Below are 20,365 nucleotides of genomic sequence, written 5' to 3' on the forward strand. Positions count from 1 at the left end.
CCCGCGCGGCGGGGTTCCTCCGGTTAGGACGTTCACCGGAGGCGAGGGGCAGGACATGGTGATCGCGCACGGCGGCGGGTCCCGATGAGCGCCGGCCCTCTGGTGGCGGAGGCCCACGATTCGACGCGGTGGCACACCGGGCTCGGCCTGGTCGGGGACGTCGCCGACATCGCCGAGGGGATTCGCAACGACAGCTGGGTGGATCCGATCCTCGGCGGCGTCGGCGCGAGCCTGGACCTGCTCACCCTCGCCATCGATCCGCTCGGCGGGCTCATGGCCTGGGGTGTCGCCTGGCTCATGGAGCACGTCCAGCCCCTCAGGGAAGCCCTCGACCACCTGGCCGGCAACGCCGACGAGGTCGCCGCGCACGCCGCCACCTGGGCGAACGTCGCCGCCTTCACCGCCTCCACCCGCGAGGACTACGCCGGCCACCTGAGCGCCGAGGTGTCCGGCTGGTTCGGGGCGGCGGGTGACGCGTACCGCGACCACGCCCGCCTGCACCTGGAAACCCTCGACACCCTGTCCACCGCGGCGCGGGGCATCTCCTACGCCGTCGAAGGCGCCGGCCTGCTCGTGGCCCTCGTACGCGGCATCGTCCGCGACCTGATCGCCGAGTTCGTCGCCACCCTCGCCGTCCGCCTGCCACAGTGGCTCGCCATGGAGGGCCTCACCCTCGGCATCGCCACGCCGGCGGTGGCGAGCCAGGTGTCCGCCCTGGTCCTCAAGTGGTCGAACCGCATCCAGCACTTCATCCGGGGCCTGCTGAACAGCCTCCGCCGGCTGCACCCGAAGCTCGACAACCTCACCGAAGCCATGACCGCCCTGATCACTCGCTCGGCGAGGCAAGCGCGATCCGATCCTTTGCGACCGCTGGGTCCGAGTGAGTTCCGGGCCGACTTCCCGCGCGGCTCGCACTTCATCGACGACGGCCACGAAATCTCCGAGCGTGCCGCGGACGCGTACCGGCGGATCCGCCACAGCCCGGAGGACACACCTCAGGTCGCCGCGAACACCGGCATCGACCCGCGCATCATCGAAGGGATGCGCCAAAACCTGTTCGTCCAGCAGCATGACGTCGCCCTCGGCCCGAATCGGGTCGAACGTGGATTCTTCACGCCGGATGAGCGCACCGCCGCGCTGTGGGACGGCGCTCGAAACGGGACGCTCGACGCGGACGACCTGTCGGCGTTCCGGAGTCTCGCTGCTCATGAGTACGTCGAGAACCGGCTGATGGAGGCGGGGCTCCCGTATCTTTCGGCACATCCGGGCGCCTTCGACGCCGACGGTGACCGCATCTTGAGTCGCGACCATCCCTCGGCACACGATCTGGCACCCAACGCCTGGCGGACCGACGGGCCGCTGCGGCATTGGCGACTCTTCGGCATCGACAGCTCAGGGATCCACATGGCCGACGACCTCTCTAATCTGGACGAGATCGTCGACACGGTTCTGCGAGGATTGGGACGATGACACCTGACGAAGCCGTGGACGCGATGGCCGCTCGACTGAGCACCATCGATTGGGAACGTCATGGCGACAAAGCCTGGTCGAAAGCCGCCCTGCTCAAGGAATACTTCCGCCGCGCGTCGCTCTGGGCCGCCGCGTTCCACTACGACACGGGTGGCCCGTTCTTCGACATCGCCGCGCAGGTCGACCCGGCTATCCGGGCCGACCAGCAAGTCATCGACGCGCTCGTCGAGAAGATCGCCGCCGGGCGGGGCGGCTGGAACGTCAAACAACTGACACCGTTCCTCCTGCACTGGGCCGCCTTGCGCGCCACGCCGGGTGTTGCCCTCCCCCCGGACCTGGAAGATCCGTTCGAGCCGCTGATCCTGCTGTTCGAACGTGGCGGCGGCTTCCATACCGAGCACGGCGAGGTCAACCTGGAGTGGAAATCCGTGTCCATGTCCGGCTGGCGCGACCGGGCCGGAAGCCCGCCGCTGCGGAGCCTCACCCGCGAGGCGCTCGACGAGATCGACCGCAAGGGTTCGATCGCCCAGTTCGGCCGCGTCATCGGCCCACTCGACTAGCCCTCACGATCTCGAGACCGGCGCGCGGTGATGTCGGCCTCGACGCCGTAGTGGTCGGACAGGAAGGTTTGGCGACCGTCGGGCAGGTGGATCGGGTCCTGGAGGACTATCCGGGCTTGGGCTGTGATGCCGCCCCTGGTCAGGATGTGGTCGAAAGCGGGCGGGGACGGGAACTCCGGGGTCGGGCGGTAGGTCGGGCGCGCATCACCGGCCAGCGGGTCAATAAGTCCGGAAATATCCAGAAACTTCTGGAGCCGCCGCCGTGACACGTTGAGGTCCCCCACGACCACGAGCGGACCCTCCAACCCGGACGCCACGCCGGCCAGGAACTCCAGCTCACGGTCTTGGATCCGGGCGGCGTGGGCGGACAGGTGGGTATTCACCACGGTCACCCCGTCGACCGAGGCGATCTGCACACCCTTCCGCATGATGAGTTCCGGTCGCAGCGGGGCGCTGAAGGGATAGCGCACGAACCGGCTACCGACGATCGGCCGCTGGGAGAGCATCACGAGCCCACCCCGCAGCAGAACACCACCAAAACCCGAGAAATGCGCAAATGTACGGCTCAACAGCCTCGCATTGCGCCGGAACATGACCTCCTGCAAACACACCACGTCATAGCAATCCAGAAGCGGAGCGAGCGCCCGCAACCGCGCCCGCACATCACCCCTGAACAACGTGTTGAAGGTCAGCAGCCTCACTTCTTGATCGAGGATCCACTCACGATCGGCTCGCCCGATCCGAGATAAAAAATCCCGGGATATCCGGACGTCTCGAAGCCCTTATTCGGATTTTTCCGAAGCGTCGAATTCTTCACGCTCATCCTGCCCGACCGGTCGTTGCTCACGAAGAATACCGCTCCCCCACCCTCGACAGCGGTGTTCCTCTCGATGACCGTCCCGTTCAGGGTCAGCGCCATCGTGAGCCCATCCATGTAGATGGCGCCGCCACTGCCACCGCCCGGTGTTCCCGCCTTGGCCGGATTCTGCCCGTGACCGATTGCGGCATTTCCCGAGAAGTGGCTGTTGAGGATCGTCCAGGACACTCCGATGCTGCTGAGCGCCGCCCCGTTCGAGCATTTCCCGCCGGTGAAGGTGCTGCCCACGACGTAGACCGGATCGTCGCCGCCCTGGTCGAGAACGCGCATGGCGGCGCCACCGAGATCGGGGCCGGTGGAATCGCAGCGGTTGTCGGTGAAGCGCGAGTTCACGACCTTGACGTGGCCGCCGCGTACGAAGACCGCGCCGCCGCCCCCGCCCTCGGTGTCGTCGCCGGTGCTGTTCCCCCTGGTGAACGCCATGTTCTGGATGGTCAGGCGGGGCGTGTCCTGGTCGTTGCAGTGCGAGGTGGTCCAGACCTGGGCCTCGTCGCAGGTGTTCATGTAGAGGATCCGGCGCTTGCCGGCGCCGCTCAGCGTGACCTTGCCGCCGCCGTCGAGGACCACCTTCGCGCTGGTGTTCCGTACCTTCGCGGTCTTCGTCATGGTGATCGTCACGGGCGCCGGGCCGCAGTCGAACGCGATGATCCCGCCGGCCGCGACGGCCTTCACGACGGCGGCCGAGGTGCAGCTCTCCGGGGTGCCGTCGCCCACCGTGCGGTCCGGTTCGCCGCTGTCCACCGCCTTCGCCGCGGCCGGAATGGAGGCTTTCCCCTTCGGATTCCCCGGTTTCGGCAATTGCCTGGAAGCAGAAGCAGAAGCCGAAGCCGACGGAGAGGCGGAAGGAGAAGCCGACGGAGAAGGAGAAGCCGGCGACGACGACGCGGAGGAGGAAGAAGAAGAAGCGGGCGAGGGAAGAGAACGAGCCACCGGCCCACCACTCTGGCAGCCACTCAGCAGACCGAGACTGATCAGACCAGCCAGAACCCCTCGTCGCATCACCGGCCGATAGTACGGTTCAGCTCGCGCCACAGGAATTCCAGCGTGAGCGCCTCCTTCGTCGCGGCCTGCTCGTTGTCCGCCGCGGCACCGTGACCGCCTTCGACGTTCTCGTACAGAAATGTCTCGTGCTTTTGATCCCGCAGCAGGGCCAGCATCTTCCGCGCGTGCCCGGGATGCACCCGATCGTCACGGGTCGAGGTGATGAACAGAATGGGCGGATAGGTGCGGTCGGGCCGGACGTTCTGATAGGGCGAATACTCCCGGATGAACGCCCAGTCGTCCTCGACGTCCGGATCCCCGTACTCGGCGATCCAGGACTTTCCGGCGAGCAGTTTCGTGTAGCGGCGCATGTCGAGGAGCGGCACGCCGGCCACGACCGCGCCGAACAGATCCGGATAGCGGGTGAGCATGACGCCCATGAGCAGGCCGCCGTTGCTGCCGCCGGTGACGCCGAGGCGTCCGGGGGTGGCGATCCCGCGGCTGACCAGGTCACGGGCGACCGCCGCGAAATCCTCGTACGCCCGGGGCCGGTTCTCCCGCAGAGCCGCCTGATGCCACGCCGGGCCGTATTCGCCGCCGCCGCGGATGTTCGCGAGCACGAACGTACCGCCGCGGGCGAGCCATCCCCGCCCACGGACGCCGCCGTAGTTCGGCGTCATCGGGATCTCGAACCCGCCGTATCCGGTGAGCCAGACCGGCCCGCTGTCGTCCGGCCGGCCGACCACGAAGTACGGCACCCGCGTCCCGTCGTCGGAGACCGCGAAGAACTGCCGGACCGTCATGCCGTCCGTCGCGAAGAACGACGGCGCCCGTTTCAGGACCGTCACGTCGCCGCCCACGCTCCCGAGGCTCAGCGTGGCCGGCTGCAGGAAGCCCTCCGACGCGATCAGGTAGGCGTCGCTGTGGTCCGGATCCGTGTCGACGATCCAGGTGGTCCCGAACTCGGCGGAACTGGGCAGCGGCTGCTCGCTCCACCCGGACCCGCCCGGCGTGAGCGCCTGCACCCGCGTCACCACGTCGGTCATCGTGACGAGCAGGAGATGGTTCAAGGTCCAATGGTACGAGGTGAGCGACGTGTGCTCGTCCGGCTGGAAGAGGACGGTGAAGTCCTGCCCGCCGGCGAGGAAGTCGTCGAAGTTCGTGGCGATCAGGGCGCCGGCCGGGAATCCGAGCCACGGTGACCGGAGCCGGACCACCATCCACTCCCGGTGAACGTCGAAGCCGGCGTCCTCGGGGATCGGGATGCGCACGAGACGGTCCCCCGTACGCAAGAAGTATCTCGTGCTGAAGAACTCGACCCTCTGAACCACGAAGTCGCGCACGAACCCCTCGGCCGGGTCACGCACCGCGGTGATCAGCACGTCGTCGGGGTCGCCCTCGAACACGGTCTCGGCCTCGGACAGCGGTGTCCCGCGCCGCCACGCCTTCGCGATCCGCGCGTAACCCGACGAGGTCAGCGAGCCGGGCCCGAAGTCGGTGGCCACGAAGATGTGGTCGGCGTCGATCCAGCCGACGTCGGTCTTCGCCTCGGGCAGCACGAACCCGTCCTCGACGAACACCCGGTTCACCATGTCGAACTCGCGCACCACCGCCGCGTCCGATCCGCCGCGGGCCAGCGAGACGAGGCACCTGTCGTAGCCGGGCCGCAGCACCGTGGCGCTCTGCCAGGTCCAGTTCTCGCCCTCGGCCTCGTTCAGCGCGCCGACGTCGAGCAGCACGTCCCACTCCGGCTCGTCCCGCCGGAACTGCTCCAGCGTGGTCCGCCGCCACACCCCGCGCGGGTGGTCGGCGTCCTTCCAGAAGTCGTAGTAGTACCCATCCCCGCGCCAGGCCGGGAAACTGATCCGCTCCTTGCTGTCCAGCACCTCCCGGACGGCATCCTTGAGCCGCGCGAACTCCTCACCACCCAGCGAGGCGAGCGTCTCCGCGTTCCGCTCGGCCACCCAGCGGGAGGCCTCCGGAGATTCAAGATCTTCAAGCCAGAGGTACGGGTCGATCACCGCTCGACCTTCGCACCTCAGCCGGGGTGCTGCCAAGGCCAGGAGAGAGCCAGAACGGCTGGGGCACTTGGAGAGGATCACTTCTGATCATCCGTACGATCATCGTCCTTTCGGAGGATAACGATCAAGGAAACGACTGCGGTAGCTACGGAGAGAAATTGGTCGAGAGCTTGGACAATAACCAACCATTGGTTCACAACGACCCCTTGCAGCTTTTCTCGGCCACCGACCCCCGGTCGCCCGAGAAACAATGTTGAGCTGCGAAAACGTCGAGGTCGAGCGTCCGGGAAGGTCCAGGAAGAGACGGGAGGAGGCGGAACGTGAAGAGGAATGAAAAGGAGGCTATGGCGTCGCGGCGAACCTATTCGTAGGCTGTCCCGGAACACCCAACGCCGGAAGTGGGAGGTCGATAGCACTGACCGCTACTGCCATTCCTGATCTTTCCGGCGTTCGCTCATGGCGAGATTTCGCCAAGTACCTCGACTTCTTGAAGACCCGATCAGGGCTATCCCTGGCGGAGATCCAGAAGCGGACGCGCCCCGGAACATCAGCGGAGCGGGAACTGACCCGCAGCACGATCAGCTCCGTGCTACGTGGCGACCGGAAGCCGCAGAGACCTGTTCTCGAAAGCCTGCTCATCGCCTTGGATGAGCCTCCTGAGCAGCGCGAACAAATCTTGGAGATGTGGGAAGCACTCAGTGCGGTCTCACAGGATCAAGACAGCGCGCTGCCCTGTTTCGCCGACATGTCGCCTCGTGAACTCGGCGTTCACGCCGCAATCCAGTCGGGCGACTCACCCGACGAGCTGCCCGGTTATGTGCCGCGGCACTTCGACCCGGATCTGCGCTCCTTCATCAGAAACGGCGTAGACCGCGGGTGCTTCGTAGTGCTCATCGGACGGTCCTCGACGGGCAAGACGCGGTCGTTGTACGAGGCGGTGCGGGCGGTGGTTCCGCAGTGGTGGCTGGTCCAGCCCTCCACCACCGAGGAGATCTATCGGCTGCTCGAGGAACGGACCGAGCGCACGGTGGTCTGGCTGGATGAGATGTACCGGTTCTTCGACTCGTCACCGCCCCTGACCAAGGCGCTGATAGTGAAGCTGAGGAATGCCGGTCTCATCGTGGTGGGCACCATCTGGTTCGACGACTTCAGAGCTCGCACCACCGGCATGGCAGCTCGCCATGCGCCCGAAAGCGGCCTGCTCGAGTGCGCCGATCAGATCGACGTCGCACAGACTCTCCGCGACGTGGAACGACGAGCCGCCGAGACACTCGCCTCCACGGACAGCCGAATTCGTGCCGCCCTCCAGGTCAAGGACGCTGAGCTGACTCAGGCGCTCGCAGCAGGACCGGAGTTGATACGCAGCTGGAGCCATGCGCCGCCGTATGCCCGGGCCGCGATGACCGCGGCGGCCGATGCCCGGCGCCTCGGGATTTTGACTCCGTTGCCGTCGGATCTGCTGGTCGACGCCATGGCCGGATACCTCACTCCGGCCGAACGCGTCGCTCCGCCCAGCTACTGGCTTCGGGAGGTCGAGTCCTACGCCGAGCCGCCCGTTCACGAGACCGTGGCGGCCCTCTCAAAAGTGGCGGGCCGGCGGGCCGGGACTTCGGCCGGATACGTCGCCGCCGACTACCTGGCACAGCATCTCCACCATGAGCGACGTACCGAATGTCCACCGGGCGCTCTGTGGGAAGCATTGATCGATCGTCTGGAGAACGCCGAGGACATCCGCCGGCTTCGGGACGCGGCTGCATCACGGATGCGCTACCGGCTCCAGGAGCGGGCCCTCCGGCGGCTGTCCGAAGCCGGAGACGAGCAGGCCTCCGCCGAGCTGGCATGGCTGCTTGCCCGCCAGGACCGGCTCGACGCCGCAGTAGCGGTCCTGGTCGGATGGGCGGAGAAGAGGCCTACCGACGAGGAGGCCGCCGCGGCGCTGGACGACATGCGCTCTCTGCTCGCCCGAGCGAGACCCCTTCGCAACACCGATCGACGCTCCCGGCTGCGACTGGCCGAGCTGCTATACGACCGCGGGGAAAGCGAGGATCTGCGTACGAAGGCCGAGCAGGGTGATGCCACCGCCGCTGATGAGCTGGCGCTGCTCATGGCCGATCGGGGCATGCTGACGGAGTTGCGCGAGCGTGCTGACGGCGGCCATCGCCTCGCGCTGGATCTGCTGGCCGAGTTGCTCGCCGGTCACCGACGCACCGACGAGCTCGCCGCACGGGCCGCGGCCGGCGATCACGCGGCGGAGTTGTGGCTCGGCAAGCTCCAGAACAGTGATCAGGAATCCGTTGACGCCGTGGAAGCGATCCGCGAGTCGCGGGAGTCCCTGGCGGCGCGTGAGCCGCACGCCGCCGAGCGCCTGACCTCTCTACTTTTCGACCTGCGCCACGAGGAGGCGCTGCGCGTCGAGGTCGACGCCGGAACACAGTTCGCGGCCGATCGACTGCTTGCACTTCTGATGGCCGCCCGGAGCGACGACGAGGCGGCAACCGATGACGTCCTGCGGCTGCGCGCTTTCGGAATGCATGCCGACGGAACCTTGGCCTCCACGGAAGGACACGACCATGGCTGACGGCCTGACCGCCACTGAGAGCGCCATCCTCATCGTGCTGATGGCCGAGGCTCGCGAAGTCCTCAACACCGAACTTAGGGATTTGTACGGGCTGGATGTGCGTAAGCCACAACGAGAGAGACTGAAGAGGCTCAAATACATCACGAGCACACCGAGCGGACGCACGAATGCACTGGCGCTGTCCGAGGACGGCTGGGCACTGATCAAGGAAAGTGATCTGGGCTTTCCCGGTGCCGGGGCGCCGGGCGCGGCTCTCGCGGCACTGCAGCACCATCTTCGTGACCGTGTCCTGGATCGCGCCGGCTGCGCCAACTTCGTCGAACTGTTCGCGCTGAGCGACATCCGATCGGGCCGGGCGGATCGCGGATCCGCCGAAGCACTCCGCCTCCGCATCGTCGGCTCCTACAATGCCCTCGCTGACGAGCCGCAGGCCTGGGTCAGCCTGCGCCGCCTCCGGCCGTTCTTCCCGGACCTGAGCAAGTCCGATCTGGATGACGGTCTCCGCCGGCTTCACAAGGAGGGCGGCGTCAATTTCATCCCTGAGCCGGATCGAAGGGTTCTCACCGAGGCCGATGCCGAGGCGTCCCTCCGGCTCGGTAATCAGGACACTCACCTGCTGGCGATCGGCGTGTGATGGATGACCAGGAACGTAAGACGCTCGCCGCGCTCAGGCTGGATTGGGCGCCGACTCCCGACGACCTTTGGCGGCCCTTGCCTTTCCACGTAGAAGGGCTTCACGAACCGGCGGTCCGCGAGGTGCTGGCGGGATTCGCGGAGGCCGCGAAGAGCCCGGCGGGCAGCCCCATCGGTCTCGTTCTCCAGGGCCAGGGTGGATCCGGCAAGACTCATCTCCTCGGTCCCATCCGACAACACGTGCAGGAGGAGGGTGGCTACTTCTTCCTGACGAGCACGCTCGACGCCGACACTTTCTGGGACAGCGTCCTCGAAGCGATGCTGGATGGTTTGTCTCGGCGCGTTCCCGGTAGCCGTCAGACACAACTCAGCCTTCTGTTGCGGCGTCTGTCGGCACTCGTCGGCGCGCCACGGTCCGCCCGCCGCGCCGTCATGGGCGAGACCGATCTCAGCCGTCGAGCTCTCGATGCGTTCATCGTCGGGCTCGGCGAATTCGACCGTCAGGTCGCGCGCAGAAGTCAGGAGACAGCACGCGCTCTGGCTCTGAGCGCCTCTCCGGACATCGGTCATCGGGCCATTGCGGACGACTACTTCACGGGCCAGGGAGAGATTGAGCCCGGCGAACGAGCGGCATGGGGTTTACGTCGGGATCCCCGTTCGGCACAACTAATCGTTCAGGATCTGTCCTGGTTGCTGGCCCTCACCGGACCTTCGGTCATCGCTATCGACCAGATCGACACTCTGATCGCCCAGTACTCCCGCGAAACCGACCCGGCCCTCGCCAAGCTGATGAAGCTGAAGCCCGACGAGGCCATGAGGTTGGCGAAACTGGCCGACGGTCTGATGACGCTCCGCCAGATCACACGCCGCACCCTCACCGTGATCGCCAGCCTGCCCAGCACCTGGGCTCTGATCACGTCCAACTCCGCGGATACCGTGGCCGACCGTTTCCGCTACACCCCACAGCTCACCAGACTCAAGGATGACGATCTCGCCCGGGCGATCGTCGAGAAGCGCTTCCGGCCCAAGTTCGACGAGATCGGCTTCGAAGTGCCCTTCGACTCATGGCCAGTCCACCCGGAAGCGTTCCTGGACGCCGGCCAGTTCACGCCACGGGAACTACTCAAACGAATCGACGATCACATCCGTCAATGCATTGACAACGACGAGGTCGATCTTCTAGAGCGCCTGGACGACTCGGCCGCCCCAACTCGGAATGGCTCCCGGGCGACGCCGGCGCCCGCATCCGATGCCGACCTTGCGCACTTCGACGCGCGTTTCATCGAGCTCAAGCACGCGGCGGACGACGTCACTCCGCTCGAACGCGACTTCGAGGATGAGAAGATGCCCGCCCTTCTCGCCGCAGGATTGACCGCCTGGATCCTGGAGCGTGGCGACGGTGGAGCATTCAGCGTCGATCCGCCACCGAGCCCCAACGCCCCACTGCACGCACGACTCAGCCTGACGCTGGACGAGGCCACCGACGACCAGGTCCACTGGTGCTTCCGTGGAATCAGTGACGAACACCATCACGTAGCCGCCCTCAGCCGCATCCGCAAAGCGACGGTAACGGCGGCGGCGAGTCCCGGTAACGAACGACGTCGCCTCTTCCTTCTGCGGAACACCGAGTGGAATCGCGGCGTGAGGACCCAGGAAGCGCTCAGCCGGGTCACCGCGACTCTCTCCATGGACAGCGAGGACCTGAGCATCCTGTACGCGCTTCAGGTCATGCTGGCCGAGACCACCATGGAGCTCCAGGACTGGCTGGTCCGGCGACGGCCGACCCGCGACGTGAAGTTCCTGGAGAAGGCACTGGCCGGGGTCGATAAGTGGGTACTGAAGGAGATCGCTCCCCCCGCTGGCGACCCCGAGGGACCGACCTTCATCGTGGGCCACGACTACGAGGACGAACATCCCGTCCGCCTCCCCTTGGAGGCGTTGCGAAAGCACACCACCATCTTCGCGGGCTCCGGGTCGGGCAAGACGGTGCTCATCCGGCGCGTAGTGGAGGAATGCGCGCTCCAGGGTGTCTCCGCCATCGTGCTGGATCCGAACAACGACCTTGCCCGGCTGGGCGACGGCTGGCCGCAACCACCGAGTGAATGGCTGCCCGGGGATGCCGAGAAGGCAGCGGACTACCTCGCCGGCACCGATGTCGTCGTCTGGACGCCACGGCGCACGTCGGGCCGGCCGCTGAGCTTTCAGCCGCTGCCCGACTTCGCCGGCGTGCTCGACGACGATGACGAGTTCAACGAGGCGGTCGAAGCAGCCGTCGCGTCGCTCGAGCCGAGGGCCATGCTCACCGGCCGTGCGAGCAAGGCCCATCTGGGCCGGGCCGTCCTGCGCAAAGCCGTCGAGCATTACGGCAGACGTGGAGGAACCCGGCTGCAGGGACTGATCGACACCTTGGCCGACCTACCGGACGGTCTCACCGACCTCAACGACGCCGACAAGATCGCAGCGGGACTCGCACAGACCTTGACCGCCGCAATGATCAATGACCGCCTCTTCGGCGGCGAGGGAACACCGATGGATCCGGGTGTCCTGCTCACCCCGCCGGAAGGCAAGCGTGCCCGGATCTCGGTCATCAGCCTGATCGGCCTGCCGTCGGACGACTCGCGGCAAAGCTTCGTGAATCAACTCCAGATGGCCCTGTTCGCTTGGATCAAGCGGAATCCCGCGGGCGACCGTCCGCTGCTGGGCCTGTTCGTGATGGACGAGGCACAGACGCTGGCGCCATCGGGCGCAATGACCGCGTGTACCCAGAGCACGCTGGTACTCACGGCCCAGGCCCGCAAGTACGGGCTCGGGCTGATCTTCGCCACCCAGGCGCCGAAAGGCCTGCACAACCGTATCCCCGGCAACTCGGCGACACAGCTCTATGGGCTGTTGAACAGTCCGATCCAGATCGAGGCGGTCCGCGAGATGGCGAAGGCCAAAGGCGGCGATGTCCCCGACATCTCGCGGCTCAGCGCCGGCCAGTTCTACGTCGCCTCCGAGGGCTATGCACCCCGCAAGATCAAAGCTCCGATGTCCTTGAGCCATCATCCACGCAGCCCGCTTACTGGCGAGGAGGTACTTGCCCGCGCCCGGGCCTGAACCGTACCGAAGGCTGCTGACGCGGGATACCGAGGCCCGGACGTCGGCGGTAGCTTGTCTCGATGAGAGCAGTGCAGATAGCTCAACACGCGGCCGACCTGACCCGGGCCACCGCGTTCTACAGCGCACTTCTCGGCGCCGAGCCGGTCGCCTCGTTCGATCCGCCGGGGCTGGTCTTCTTCGACCTGGACGGGCAGCGGCTCCTGCTCGACGCCGGCGCGCCGTCGGCCCTGCACTACTACCAGGTCGACGACCTCGACGCCGTGATCGAGCGCCTGCGGGCGGCCGGCGCCACGGTCGAGAGCCCACCGCACGTGATCTTCACGCATCGGGACGGCTCGCTGGGGCCGGCCGGGACCGAGGAGATGCAGGCGTTCGTGCGGGACACCGAGGGCAACATCGTCGGGCTGATCGCCTTCCGCCTGAACCGAAGTCAGCCCGCCTGAGCCGGCCTCTCGATCGCGGCGATGTTCGCCGCCTCATCCGGGTCCGGCTCGGTCGTCTCGAGGAAAGCCTGCAGAACCTCCACCGCCACGTCCGGCGCCAGCCGTTTCAGGCTCATCGCGAGCACGTTGGCGTCGTTCCACAGCCGCGCGCCCCGGGCGATCCACGGCTCCCACGCCAGCGCCGCCCGGACGCCGGGCACCTTGTTGGCCGCGATCGCCGTCCCGGTGCCGGTCCAGCACATCACCACACCGAGGTCCGCCCGCCCGTCGACGACCGCCTGCCCGACGAAGCGCCCCAGATCGGGCCAGCTCTCCGAACCCTCCGGCGTGACGACCTCATGCCCGGACAGGGCCGTGAGAACGGCGTCGACAGTGGCGTTCGCATCATCGGCGGCGAAGGCTATGCGCATACCCGCCACTCTGCCAGCTTCCGGTCGATGGCCGCCCGGATCCGCTCCCGCGCCTCGTCCCGGGCCACCCCGGACATCAGCAGATCGTCGTAGGGCGTGTCCTCGTGCCGGATCAAGGCGACCACGGCCCGGGTGACCGCGTCCGGATCGAGGGCCTGTCCGGCCGCGCTCCGCCCCACCCGGCCACTCCCCCGCACACTGGCGTGCCGGCTGATCTCCACCGCACGATCCGGCGGGCATCCCGGGAACAGCCGCCCGATCTCCTCGGCGAGTTTCACCTGGAACACCTCGTCGGCAGCGGACCGCCGTTCCCGATCCCGTTCGCGGCGGCGGGCCCGGGCCTCCTCGTCGGTGAGGCACTCCTGCTCGGCCCGTTCCAGCGCGGCCCGCTCGACGAGGAGGCCGCGCCGCTCGTCACGCCGGCGCGAGCGGTTGAAGCGCACCACGACAGCCGACAGACGGCTGGCCTTCTTGGCCCGGCGGGTCAGCGCCGCGTCCCCGGCGGGCAGGAAGACCAGATGGTCCATGTCGGCGCAGAACAGGCATATCGGGCCGCCGCTCTCCACCACCTGCATGCCGGTGACCTGGCCACAGCCGGTACAGGTGGAGTCCTGGAGCATGACGACCAGGTCCGGCGGCTTGTTCAGGCGCGTCAACTGCGCGTCCGTGAGGCCGGAACCCGTCCAGTTCGTCCGGTAGGCCCGTTCCAGCGCCGGTGATCCGGACGCGGTGAAACGCAGCGGGTGACGGTCCCGGGCGGCCGCCACGTAGTCGATCTCGACGGGGTTCAGGTTCTCCGCTCGTACCCATCGATGGAAAATCTCGAGCGCGTCGGCCAATCGATCCGGGGAGACGGCCGCGATCGCTTCGAGGTGTGGCGCGCGCCCCTGCCGCCAATCAGTCAGGAGTCCCGGCGGAAGCCAGCCCATCGCGGTGAGCACGTCGAGCGGGCCCACCGATCGCCGCTTCGCCAAGGTCTGCTCCGCCGCGGTCACCACGCGTCGTTCCAGCTTGGTCATGGGCTGCACGGGGCGATGCTACGCGGCGCAGGTCTACAGCACACTCGTCATCAACCGCCAGAAGCCGGCCACCTCCAGCCCCACCGCCACATCCACGTTCGCCGGCAGCCCGGTGCGCCCGTGCAGATCCACCACTGTCGCCCCGCGCGTGTGCACGCCGGCCAACTCCACCACCACCGGAGCCGGGATGAGAGTCACCAGCGACGGGTCGATCACCGCGGCCACCGCCACCGGATCGTGCACCGGCGGATCCTCGAAGCCGAACACCCGGAGATACGTTCCGGCGAAGAACGTCATCAATTCCGCACAGATCGCCCCGATCCGGCTGCCCTTATCGCGGAACCCGGCGATCACCGAGGGCGTCGCTCGCGCCTGATGCGTCACGTTCAGGCCGATCATCGTGATCGGGAGCCCGGATCGCAGCACGATGTCGGCCGCCTCCGGATCGGTCACGATGTTGAACTCGCCGTAGGGCGTCGTGTTCCCGCGCTCCGTCGATCCGCCCATGAAGACGATGCGCTTGATCAAAGGCAAGACCGAGGCATGGGTACGAAGGAGCATCGCCACATTCGTGAGAGGGCCGGTCGCGATGAGTGTCACCGGTTCAGGAGAGCCGGTCACCAGCCGGCGCATCAGTTCCACCGCATGGACATCGGCGGAGGGAGGCATCGGGACGTCGAGTTCCGGTCCATCCAGGCCGGTGGAACCGTGGATGTCGGCGGCCACCTCGAGATCGCCGACCAGCGGCCGCTCGCACCCGGCCGCCACCGGCACGTCGGTGACCCCGGCCAGCGCCAGGATCCTCAGCGCGTTGCGGGTCGTCTTGTCGAGTGTCTGGTTGCCGGCGACGGTGGTGACGCCGAGCAGATCGAGCCGGTCGTCGCCGGCCGCCAGCAGCAGGGCCAGCGCGTCGTCGTGGCCCGGATCGCAGTCCAGGATCACCGGAATCCCCATGCTCCGACGATCCCGCATTGATCCGTGCCGGTCAGTGAGCCGTATCACCGGGCAGTCACGAGTCGAGGAGGGTTCCATGTTCGGGTGGCGACGGTTGTGGAGTGCGGCGCTTCTCACCGCCGGTCTGATCCTGCTGCCCGGCAGCGCGGCCCTGGCCGACGTGCCGGTCCCGCCCGAGAACCTGCTCACCGACCGGGGCCGCGGCGACATCTCGGAGGCCGACGAGGACTTCGTGATCAAGGTGCGGCTGGCCGGCCTCTGGGAGATCCCGGCCGGCGAGATGGCGCAGGAGAAGTCGGACAGCACCCGCATCAAGCGGATCGGCCGGAGCATCGCCGACCAGCACAACGAGCTGGACGAGCTGACCCGGAACGCCGCGGAGAAGCTGAACATCGACCTGCCGGACAAGCCGAACAAGGATCAGCAGGGCTGGCTCGACGAGATGGACGAGGCCGACGGCCCGGACTTCGACGGCATCTACATCGACCGGCTCCGGGCGGCCCACGGCAAGATCTTCCCCGCCATCGCGACGATCCGGGCCAGCACCCGCAACGACACCGTGCGCAAGCTCGCCCAGCAGGCCAACCAGTTCGTCATGACCCACATGACCCTGCTGGAGTCCAGCAACATCGTCGACTTCGAGTCCCTGCCGACCGCCCCGCCACCGGCCGCCGCCGCGGCAGCGGCCACGAAGGCCCCCGCGGCAGCCGCCGTCCTCTCCGCCGACGAGTCCGGCCTGGGCGGCTCCAACATGCCGCTGCTGCTGGCCGCCCTGGGTGGCGGCCTGGCCGTGGGCATCGTCATCACCCGGCAGGTCCTCGTGAACCGCCGTCCCTCCTATCGACGCCGGAACCGCTACTACGCCGACTGACCTTTCACCGGCCGCCGGTCCGGCCTCTCGCCGCGGGCGGCCCCGCCGAGCGCGTGCACCAGCACGTTGCGGCGTTCCAGGACCGGCGCCGGGATGCCGGTCGGCATGGCGCTGCCGATGCGCGTGGCGCGTCTCGGGCCGTGCGGGCCCAGGTCGGCCATGGCCGCCTGCCACGCCGCGGCGTCCTGCCCGCGATGGGCGATCTCGAGGTCCTCCAGGATCTCGGCGACCACCGCCCAGTCCTCCGGCGGCAGCGTCCACGTCACCACGGCGTCGAGGAGGGGAAGAGCGTCCCCCGGCGTGGTCACAGGCCTGCCGCGATCGTCAGGAGGACGCTCGCGGTCACCACCGCGAGGACCCCGAGCAGCAGCCAGATGCCGAACAGCGCCCGCCGCCACCGCCGATAGACGTCCATCAGACCCTCATCCCCTCGCCGGCCAGGATCCAGGCCGCCAGCGTCTCGATGCTCGGATGCACGGCCCCGCCGCCGAACGTGGCGTCGGTGAGGAAGAACCGGGCGTCCGGGAACTCGTGCTTCACGGCGCGCACCAGGTTGCCCTGGTCGAGCGGCCCGCCCAGCCACGCGCGGATGGACTCGTCGTCGCCCGCGTGCGCCTCGGTAATCTCGGGCGCGACCAGGTCGGCCTTGCTGACCGCGACGGCCAGCCGGATCCGCCGGGTGTCGATGTTGATCTGGTGCAGGGTCTGCACGGTCTCCTGGAAGATCACCTCGGGGGCGCTGACCGCCCGGTACGGCTCCAGCCGCCGCCGGCGCTCCTCCTCCAGCCCGTCCCAGAGCGCCGGCACCGACAGCGGGTCGAGCACGAACAGCAGCGTGCCGCCGCTCCGGAAATACTTCAGGTCGCGGATGTTCTCGCTCTTCTGGAACGTCTCCCCTGCGGCGTCGAACATCTTGAGCAGCACCCCGCCGCCGTTCAGCCCGAGCCGCAGGGAGATCGCGTGCTGGCTGGCCGTCGCGGTCTTGGTGACGTTGCCGCCGCGCCGGCGCAGGTCGGTGACGGTCCGCATCCAGGTGCGGCTGTAGTCGTCGGCCGGCTCGGCCCGGCCGCCGGCGCGCTCGAGCAGGGAGCCGGCCGCCAGGGCGACGCCGCCGAGCAGCTGGGTCTTGCCGGCGACGGGCGAGCCGAACACCGGGAGGACCAGCTCCCGCGTGCTCATGGCGCCCTCGTCGAGGTCGTTGCCGCAGTGCGGGCAGACCGCCTGCATCCGGTGGCTGCCGAACATGAGCAGGGTGGTCATCCGGCGGCCGCACCGGCAGGTTCGGTGGATCATGCCGTACCGGCCGGGGCGCACGTCGTGCTGGACGGTCTTGCAGCCGCCCGGGCACCGGTAGCTCGGATACGGCACCCGCTCGTGACAGGCCGGGCAGGTGCTCCTGCTGATCCGGCGCAGGTAGAGCACCGCCGAGTCGACCAGGCGCAGGGCGTACAGGAGAGCGAACGCCCCGGCTCCGAGCAGCGCCAGCACGACGGCCTGCGCCACGAACGCGACCAGCAGCAGCACGGCGGCCACCAGCGTCCCGGCGCCGAGCGCGACGAACTGGGCGACGCCGAGGATGGCGTTCCGCCGGTCCGTGACGTCGTCCTCGGGCGGGTGCACGTGGCGCTTCGCGATCCGCGCGCCCTCGGCCTTGAAGCTCTCCCGTTGCCGCTGCAGCGCCACGTCGGCGGTGTTCCGGACGTCGCGCCAGGCCTGGCCGAAGAGGTACTGCTCGTAGGCCGGCTCCCGCTTGCTCGCCTCGTCCCACTCGTGCACCGGCTGCGGCGGCGAGAGCGCCTGCGCCTGTTCCTCCTTGCCGATGCCGAGACCTGCGGCAACCCCGCTCGTGTACGCCGTGAGCGACCGTCCCGCCTGGACCAGCGTCCCGGCGAGCACCACGAACGGGAACGCGATCAGCCAGAAGCCGATCCGCCAGTACCGGTCGGTGTCCCGGACCGGCGGCGTATAGGTGTAGTAGGTGTACTGGCCGGTGTTGCGCCGCGTCGCCGCCATCAGAGACCCCGCCATCCCGCTTCGGCGCTCTCGGCGGCGCCGCGTCCTTGTCCGAACAGGCCGCGCACCCGGCCCAGCATCCCGGCCGGCCGCTGTTCCATCCAGCGGCCGATCCACTCGACGATCCCCGGCCGCGCGTCGAGGGAGATCATCTCCAGCAGGCGGCGCTGGGTGCGCCCGTTCCACCGCCCGACGCTGCGGCGCAGCACGGTGTCCAGTTCGGACGCGGCGGCCCGGACCGCGGGCGCCGGGTTCATCCGGGCGACGCCGGCCAGGGTCACCAGCGCGGTGGCGGCCGTCTCGAAGTCGCCCTCCCGCCGGCCCAGCGTCCGCGACAGCCCGGCGCAGTACGCGTGCCGCGCCCCGGGCAGGTGGACCAGCAGCCGGGCGCGCGCCACCGCGGAGAGCTCGCCGAACCGGGCCGCGATCACCGCCTCCACCAGGCGCTGGTCGTCGGCGTCCAGCCGCGCGAGCCACTTCCGGAAGCCGTCGATCGCGTCCGCGTCCGCGAGGCGCTTCACCCAGCCGGCCAGCTCCCTCATCAGGTCGATCCGGGCCCGGGCCGGCCCGGGCAGTCCGTTGTGGACGGCCGTCGCCCGCAGCTCGAGACAGAACCGCGCGTACGCCTCGACGCCCTCCTCGTCGCCGTCGGCCAGGACGGTGTCCCCGATCCGCCGGGTCACGGCCGGGGCCGCCGCCCGGTCGCCGAGCACGGCGAGGACCCGGCGCGCCTCGGCGAGCGACCACGCCCGGTCGCCGAAGAGCAGATCGAGCAGCGGCTCGTCCGGTGGGCCGGTGCCGTCGAGCACCGCCGCGAGACCGTCCACGGCGTCCCGCCGGCCGGACCGGACGCCGGCCACCACGACGGCCCGGCGGGTCCGCGGTCCCGCCTCGTCCAGCGCGGGGCCGAGCAGGTCGGCCAGCCCGCCGTCGAGCGCCGCCACGATCCGGTCGAGCTCGTCGTCGCCGACCGCCTCCAGGTAGCGGGCCACGCCGGCGCGCAGCGACGGGTTCCGGGCCAGCGCGGCCCGGAGCGGGCGGTCGTCCGGGAAGAGCAGGACGGCCGGCCCGACGATGCGCTCGCCGGCCCGCTCCAGGGCCGCCGGGTCGAGGGTGATCCCGGCCGCCTCGGCCCAGTCCAGCAGCCGCACCGTCACGGCGGCGGGCAGGCCGGGCAGCTCCTCGGCGAGCCGCTCCTCGGCGCGAGCGCGGGCCCGGGGCGAGGTCAGGGGCAGGTCGGGCACGGCGGGGAGGCCGTCCGACCGTACGCTCGCCAGGAGGATCTCCACGGCCCGGACCTCAGCGGCCTCCCGCAGCCCGGCCGACCCGCAGGCCGCGGCGGCCTCACCCACGTCCCGCAGCGCCCGCAGACAGTCCTCGCCGGACTCGGCGCCGAGCAGGGCCAGCACGGCCCGGCCGACCTCCCCGACGACGGCGGGCCCGAGCCGCGCGCCGTTCCGGCCCAGCCACGCGGCGACCGCGACCGGCTCGTCCCGGGCGCTCTCCGGCCCGCGGGGCCAGGTCATCATGGCCGCGACCGCCACCGGCAACCAGTCGTCGAGGGACTGCTCGCTGCCGTCCGCCCACCGGCCGGCGCGGGACCAGGCCTCGGCGGCGTCGGCCGGGTCGAGCCCGGCCAGCACGCGGGCCAGCGGATGCGCCGCGACGGCACTGACCCGCCCGGTCGTGAAGTCGAACAGGTGGTACGCCGTGAGCTCGTCCCCTCCGAGATCCGCGTCCCCGGCCGCTCCGATCACGTCGACCCGGCTGTAGCGCGGGTCGCGCTCGTAGGTGGCGAACGACATCCGGGCGGCGGTGGCCGGGGGCAGCAGATGGCTGAGCGCGGCGATCCAGCAGGCCACCTCGTCGCAGTCGGCGCCGACGATGACGACCTTGCGGCGGTGCGTGCGTACCGCCTCGTCGGCCGCGGTGAGCAGCGCCGGCAGGTGCCCGGCGTCCGGCCGGTCGCGCAGGAAGGCGGCCACCGCGGCCCGGTCGAGGGCGCCGGCCGGCGGCGGTCCCGGCAGCTCGGGCAGCTCGGCGCCGCCGTTCTCCTCGCGGGCCCAGAACGGCGCGCGCCACAGCTCGATCGGCAGCACCGCGCCCAGATCGGCGCCGGGGTCGCGGCTGACCAGCGTGTGCGCGAAGTAGTTCCCGGGCCGCCGGGAGTAGTCCGCGCCGACGTAGACGACGTTCGCGACCAGGGTGACGCTGCCCGGCAGGAAGCACAGGTTCACCGGGGCCCGCCTGATGTTCTCCTCGCTGGGCTCCAGCGTGAGCGCGCGCGGCGGCTGGTACGACGTGAGCGCCTCGGCATCGCGCAGCACGTCCGGCTCGATGCCCGGGCTGACCGCGTGGAACTGGAAGCCCGGCGCGCCGGAGAGCCCGGTGCGGCACGAGGTGTAGTACATCTGACCGAACGCCATGCCGCGC

The 20,365-nt window shown here is 69.2% G+C and carries 16 protein-coding genes; 7 read left to right on the forward strand and 9 right to left on the reverse strand.

Annotated features, from left to right (window positions below):
• Positions 1-84: 84 nt before the first annotated feature.
• Both AB0G10_RS39245 and AB0G10_RS39250 read left to right on the forward strand, forming a co-directional pair.
• Entirely contained in the window at positions 85-1,470 is a 1,386-nt protein-coding gene (locus tag AB0G10_RS39245; RefSeq protein WP_360934194.1) for a hypothetical protein, read from the forward strand.
• Complete coding sequence (locus tag AB0G10_RS39250; protein ID WP_360934197.1) at positions 1,467-2,030, forward strand: hypothetical protein; 564 nt, start codon at positions 1,467-1,469, stop codon at positions 2,028-2,030. Before AB0G10_RS39245 ends, AB0G10_RS39250 begins: the two co-directional genes overlap by 4 nt.
• On the opposite strand, the gene AB0G10_RS39255 is transcribed toward AB0G10_RS39250, so the two are convergent.
• From AB0G10_RS39255 to AB0G10_RS39265, 3 genes are all read right to left on the reverse strand, one after another.
• On the reverse strand, positions 2,027-2,731 hold the full coding sequence (locus AB0G10_RS39255) for an endonuclease/exonuclease/phosphatase family protein (protein ID WP_360934200.1): 705 nt from the start codon (positions 2,729-2,731) through the stop codon (positions 2,027-2,029). The genes AB0G10_RS39250 and AB0G10_RS39255 overlap by 4 nt on opposite strands.
• Positions 2,728-3,648, reverse strand: coding sequence for a hypothetical protein (locus AB0G10_RS39260; RefSeq protein ID WP_360934203.1), 921 nt, complete (start codon positions 3,646-3,648; stop codon positions 2,728-2,730). Before AB0G10_RS39260 ends, AB0G10_RS39255 begins: the two co-directional genes overlap by 4 nt.
• A 257-nt stretch (positions 3,649-3,905) precedes the next feature.
• Complete coding sequence (locus tag AB0G10_RS39265) at positions 3,906-5,909, reverse strand: prolyl oligopeptidase family serine peptidase (RefSeq protein WP_360934206.1); 2,004 nt, start codon at positions 5,907-5,909, stop codon at positions 3,906-3,908.
• 487 nt (positions 5,910-6,396) lie between these two features.
• Between AB0G10_RS39265 and AB0G10_RS39270 the strand changes: the two genes are divergently transcribed.
• The 4 genes from AB0G10_RS39270 to AB0G10_RS39285 all read left to right on the forward strand — a co-directional run bounded on the left by AB0G10_RS39270 (position 6,397) and on the right by AB0G10_RS39285 (position 12,665).
• Positions 6,397-8,487 carry a hypothetical protein gene (locus AB0G10_RS39270; protein WP_360934209.1) on the forward strand — a complete coding sequence of 697 codons (2,091 nt, stop codon included), beginning with the start codon at positions 6,397-6,399 and terminating at the stop codon, positions 8,485-8,487.
• A complete protein-coding gene (locus AB0G10_RS39275; protein WP_360934212.1) occupies positions 8,480-9,121 on the forward strand; it encodes a hypothetical protein in 642 nt (213 codons plus the stop codon). Before AB0G10_RS39270 ends, AB0G10_RS39275 begins: the two co-directional genes overlap by 8 nt.
• Positions 9,121-12,219, forward strand: coding sequence for a DUF87 domain-containing protein (locus tag AB0G10_RS39280; RefSeq protein WP_360934214.1), 3,099 nt, complete (start codon positions 9,121-9,123; stop codon positions 12,217-12,219). Before AB0G10_RS39275 ends, AB0G10_RS39280 begins: the two co-directional genes overlap by 1 nt.
• Before the next feature lie 62 nt (positions 12,220-12,281).
• Positions 12,282-12,665: a VOC family protein gene (locus AB0G10_RS39285; protein ID WP_360934217.1), complete on the forward strand. Its 384-nt coding sequence runs from the start codon at positions 12,282-12,284 to the stop codon at positions 12,663-12,665.
• Here AB0G10_RS39285 and AB0G10_RS39290 read toward each other — a convergent pair.
• From AB0G10_RS39290 to AB0G10_RS39300, 3 genes are read right to left on the reverse strand one after another with little or no spacing between them, the layout of a single operon-like run.
• Complete coding sequence (locus AB0G10_RS39290) at positions 12,653-13,075, reverse strand: RpiB/LacA/LacB family sugar-phosphate isomerase (RefSeq protein WP_360934219.1); 423 nt, start codon at positions 13,073-13,075, stop codon at positions 12,653-12,655. The genes AB0G10_RS39285 and AB0G10_RS39290 overlap by 13 nt on opposite strands.
• On the reverse strand, positions 13,066-14,094 hold the full coding sequence (locus tag AB0G10_RS39295) for a DUF2293 domain-containing protein (protein ID WP_360934619.1): 1,029 nt from the start codon (positions 14,092-14,094) through the stop codon (positions 13,066-13,068). The genes AB0G10_RS39290 and AB0G10_RS39295 overlap by 10 nt, the downstream gene beginning before the upstream one ends.
• Positions 14,095-14,127: 33 nt before the next feature.
• Positions 14,128-15,048, reverse strand: a complete 921-nt coding sequence (locus tag AB0G10_RS39300; protein WP_360934222.1) for a nucleoside hydrolase — start codon at positions 15,046-15,048, stop codon at positions 14,128-14,130.
• A 76-nt stretch (positions 15,049-15,124) separates the two neighbouring features.
• Between AB0G10_RS39300 and AB0G10_RS39305 the strand changes: the two genes are divergently transcribed.
• Complete coding sequence (locus AB0G10_RS39305) at positions 15,125-15,919, forward strand: DUF4142 domain-containing protein (RefSeq protein WP_360934225.1); 795 nt, start codon at positions 15,125-15,127, stop codon at positions 15,917-15,919.
• Here the strand turns inward: AB0G10_RS39305 and AB0G10_RS39310 are convergent.
• From AB0G10_RS39310 to AB0G10_RS39320, 3 genes are all read right to left on the reverse strand, one after another.
• Positions 15,907-16,227, reverse strand: coding sequence for a CATRA system-associated protein (locus AB0G10_RS39310; protein ID WP_360934228.1), 321 nt, complete (start codon positions 16,225-16,227; stop codon positions 15,907-15,909). The genes AB0G10_RS39305 and AB0G10_RS39310 overlap by 13 nt on opposite strands.
• 106 nt (positions 16,228-16,333) lie before the next feature.
• The gene (locus AB0G10_RS39315) at positions 16,334-17,932 is read right to left on the reverse strand and encodes a hypothetical protein (RefSeq protein WP_360934231.1); all 1,599 of its coding nucleotides are present in this window, start codon (positions 17,930-17,932) and stop codon (positions 16,334-16,336) included.
• Positions 17,932-20,358 carry a GTPase-associated protein 1-related protein gene (locus AB0G10_RS39320; protein WP_360934234.1) on the reverse strand — a complete coding sequence of 809 codons (2,427 nt, stop codon included), beginning with the start codon at positions 20,356-20,358 and terminating at the stop codon, positions 17,932-17,934. The genes AB0G10_RS39315 and AB0G10_RS39320 overlap by 1 nt, the downstream gene beginning before the upstream one ends.
• Positions 20,359-20,365: the final 7 nt, after the last annotated feature.

Origin of the sequence: Actinoplanes sp. NPDC023714 (genome assembly GCF_040639855.1) — a bacterium.
In the GTDB taxonomy this organism is placed as follows: Bacteria; Actinomycetota; Actinomycetes; order Mycobacteriales; family Micromonosporaceae; genus Actinoplanes.

Coding starts and splice junctions, on each gene's coding strand:
- AB0G10_RS39245 (WP_360934194.1), top strand. CDS start 85: ATGAGCGCCGGCCCTCTGGTGGCGGAGGCCCACGATTCGACGCGGTGG.
- AB0G10_RS39250 (WP_360934197.1), top strand. CDS start 1,467: ATGACACCTGACGAAGCCGTGGACGCGATGGCCGCTCGACTGAGCACC.
- AB0G10_RS39275 (WP_360934212.1), top strand. CDS start 8,480: ATGGCTGACGGCCTGACCGCCACTGAGAGCGCCATCCTCATCGTGCTG.
- AB0G10_RS39280 (WP_360934214.1), top strand. CDS start 9,121: ATGGATGACCAGGAACGTAAGACGCTCGCCGCGCTCAGGCTGGATTGG.
- AB0G10_RS39285 (WP_360934217.1), top strand. CDS start 12,282: ATGAGAGCAGTGCAGATAGCTCAACACGCGGCCGACCTGACCCGGGCC.
- AB0G10_RS39290 (WP_360934219.1), bottom strand. CDS start 13,075: ATGCGCATAGCCTTCGCCGCCGATGATGCGAACGCCACTGTCGACGCC.
- AB0G10_RS39295 (WP_360934619.1), bottom strand. CDS start 14,094: ATGACCAAGCTGGAACGACGCGTGGTGACCGCGGCGGAGCAGACCTTG.
- AB0G10_RS39300 (WP_360934222.1), bottom strand. CDS start 15,048: ATGGGGATTCCGGTGATCCTGGACTGCGATCCGGGCCACGACGACGCG.
- AB0G10_RS39305 (WP_360934225.1), top strand. CDS start 15,125: ATGTTCGGGTGGCGACGGTTGTGGAGTGCGGCGCTTCTCACCGCCGGT.
- AB0G10_RS39315 (WP_360934231.1), bottom strand. CDS start 17,932: ATGGCGGCGACGCGGCGCAACACCGGCCAGTACACCTACTACACCTAT.
- AB0G10_RS39320 (WP_360934234.1), bottom strand. CDS start 20,358: ATGGCGTTCGGTCAGATGTACTACACCTCGTGCCGCACCGGGCTCTCC.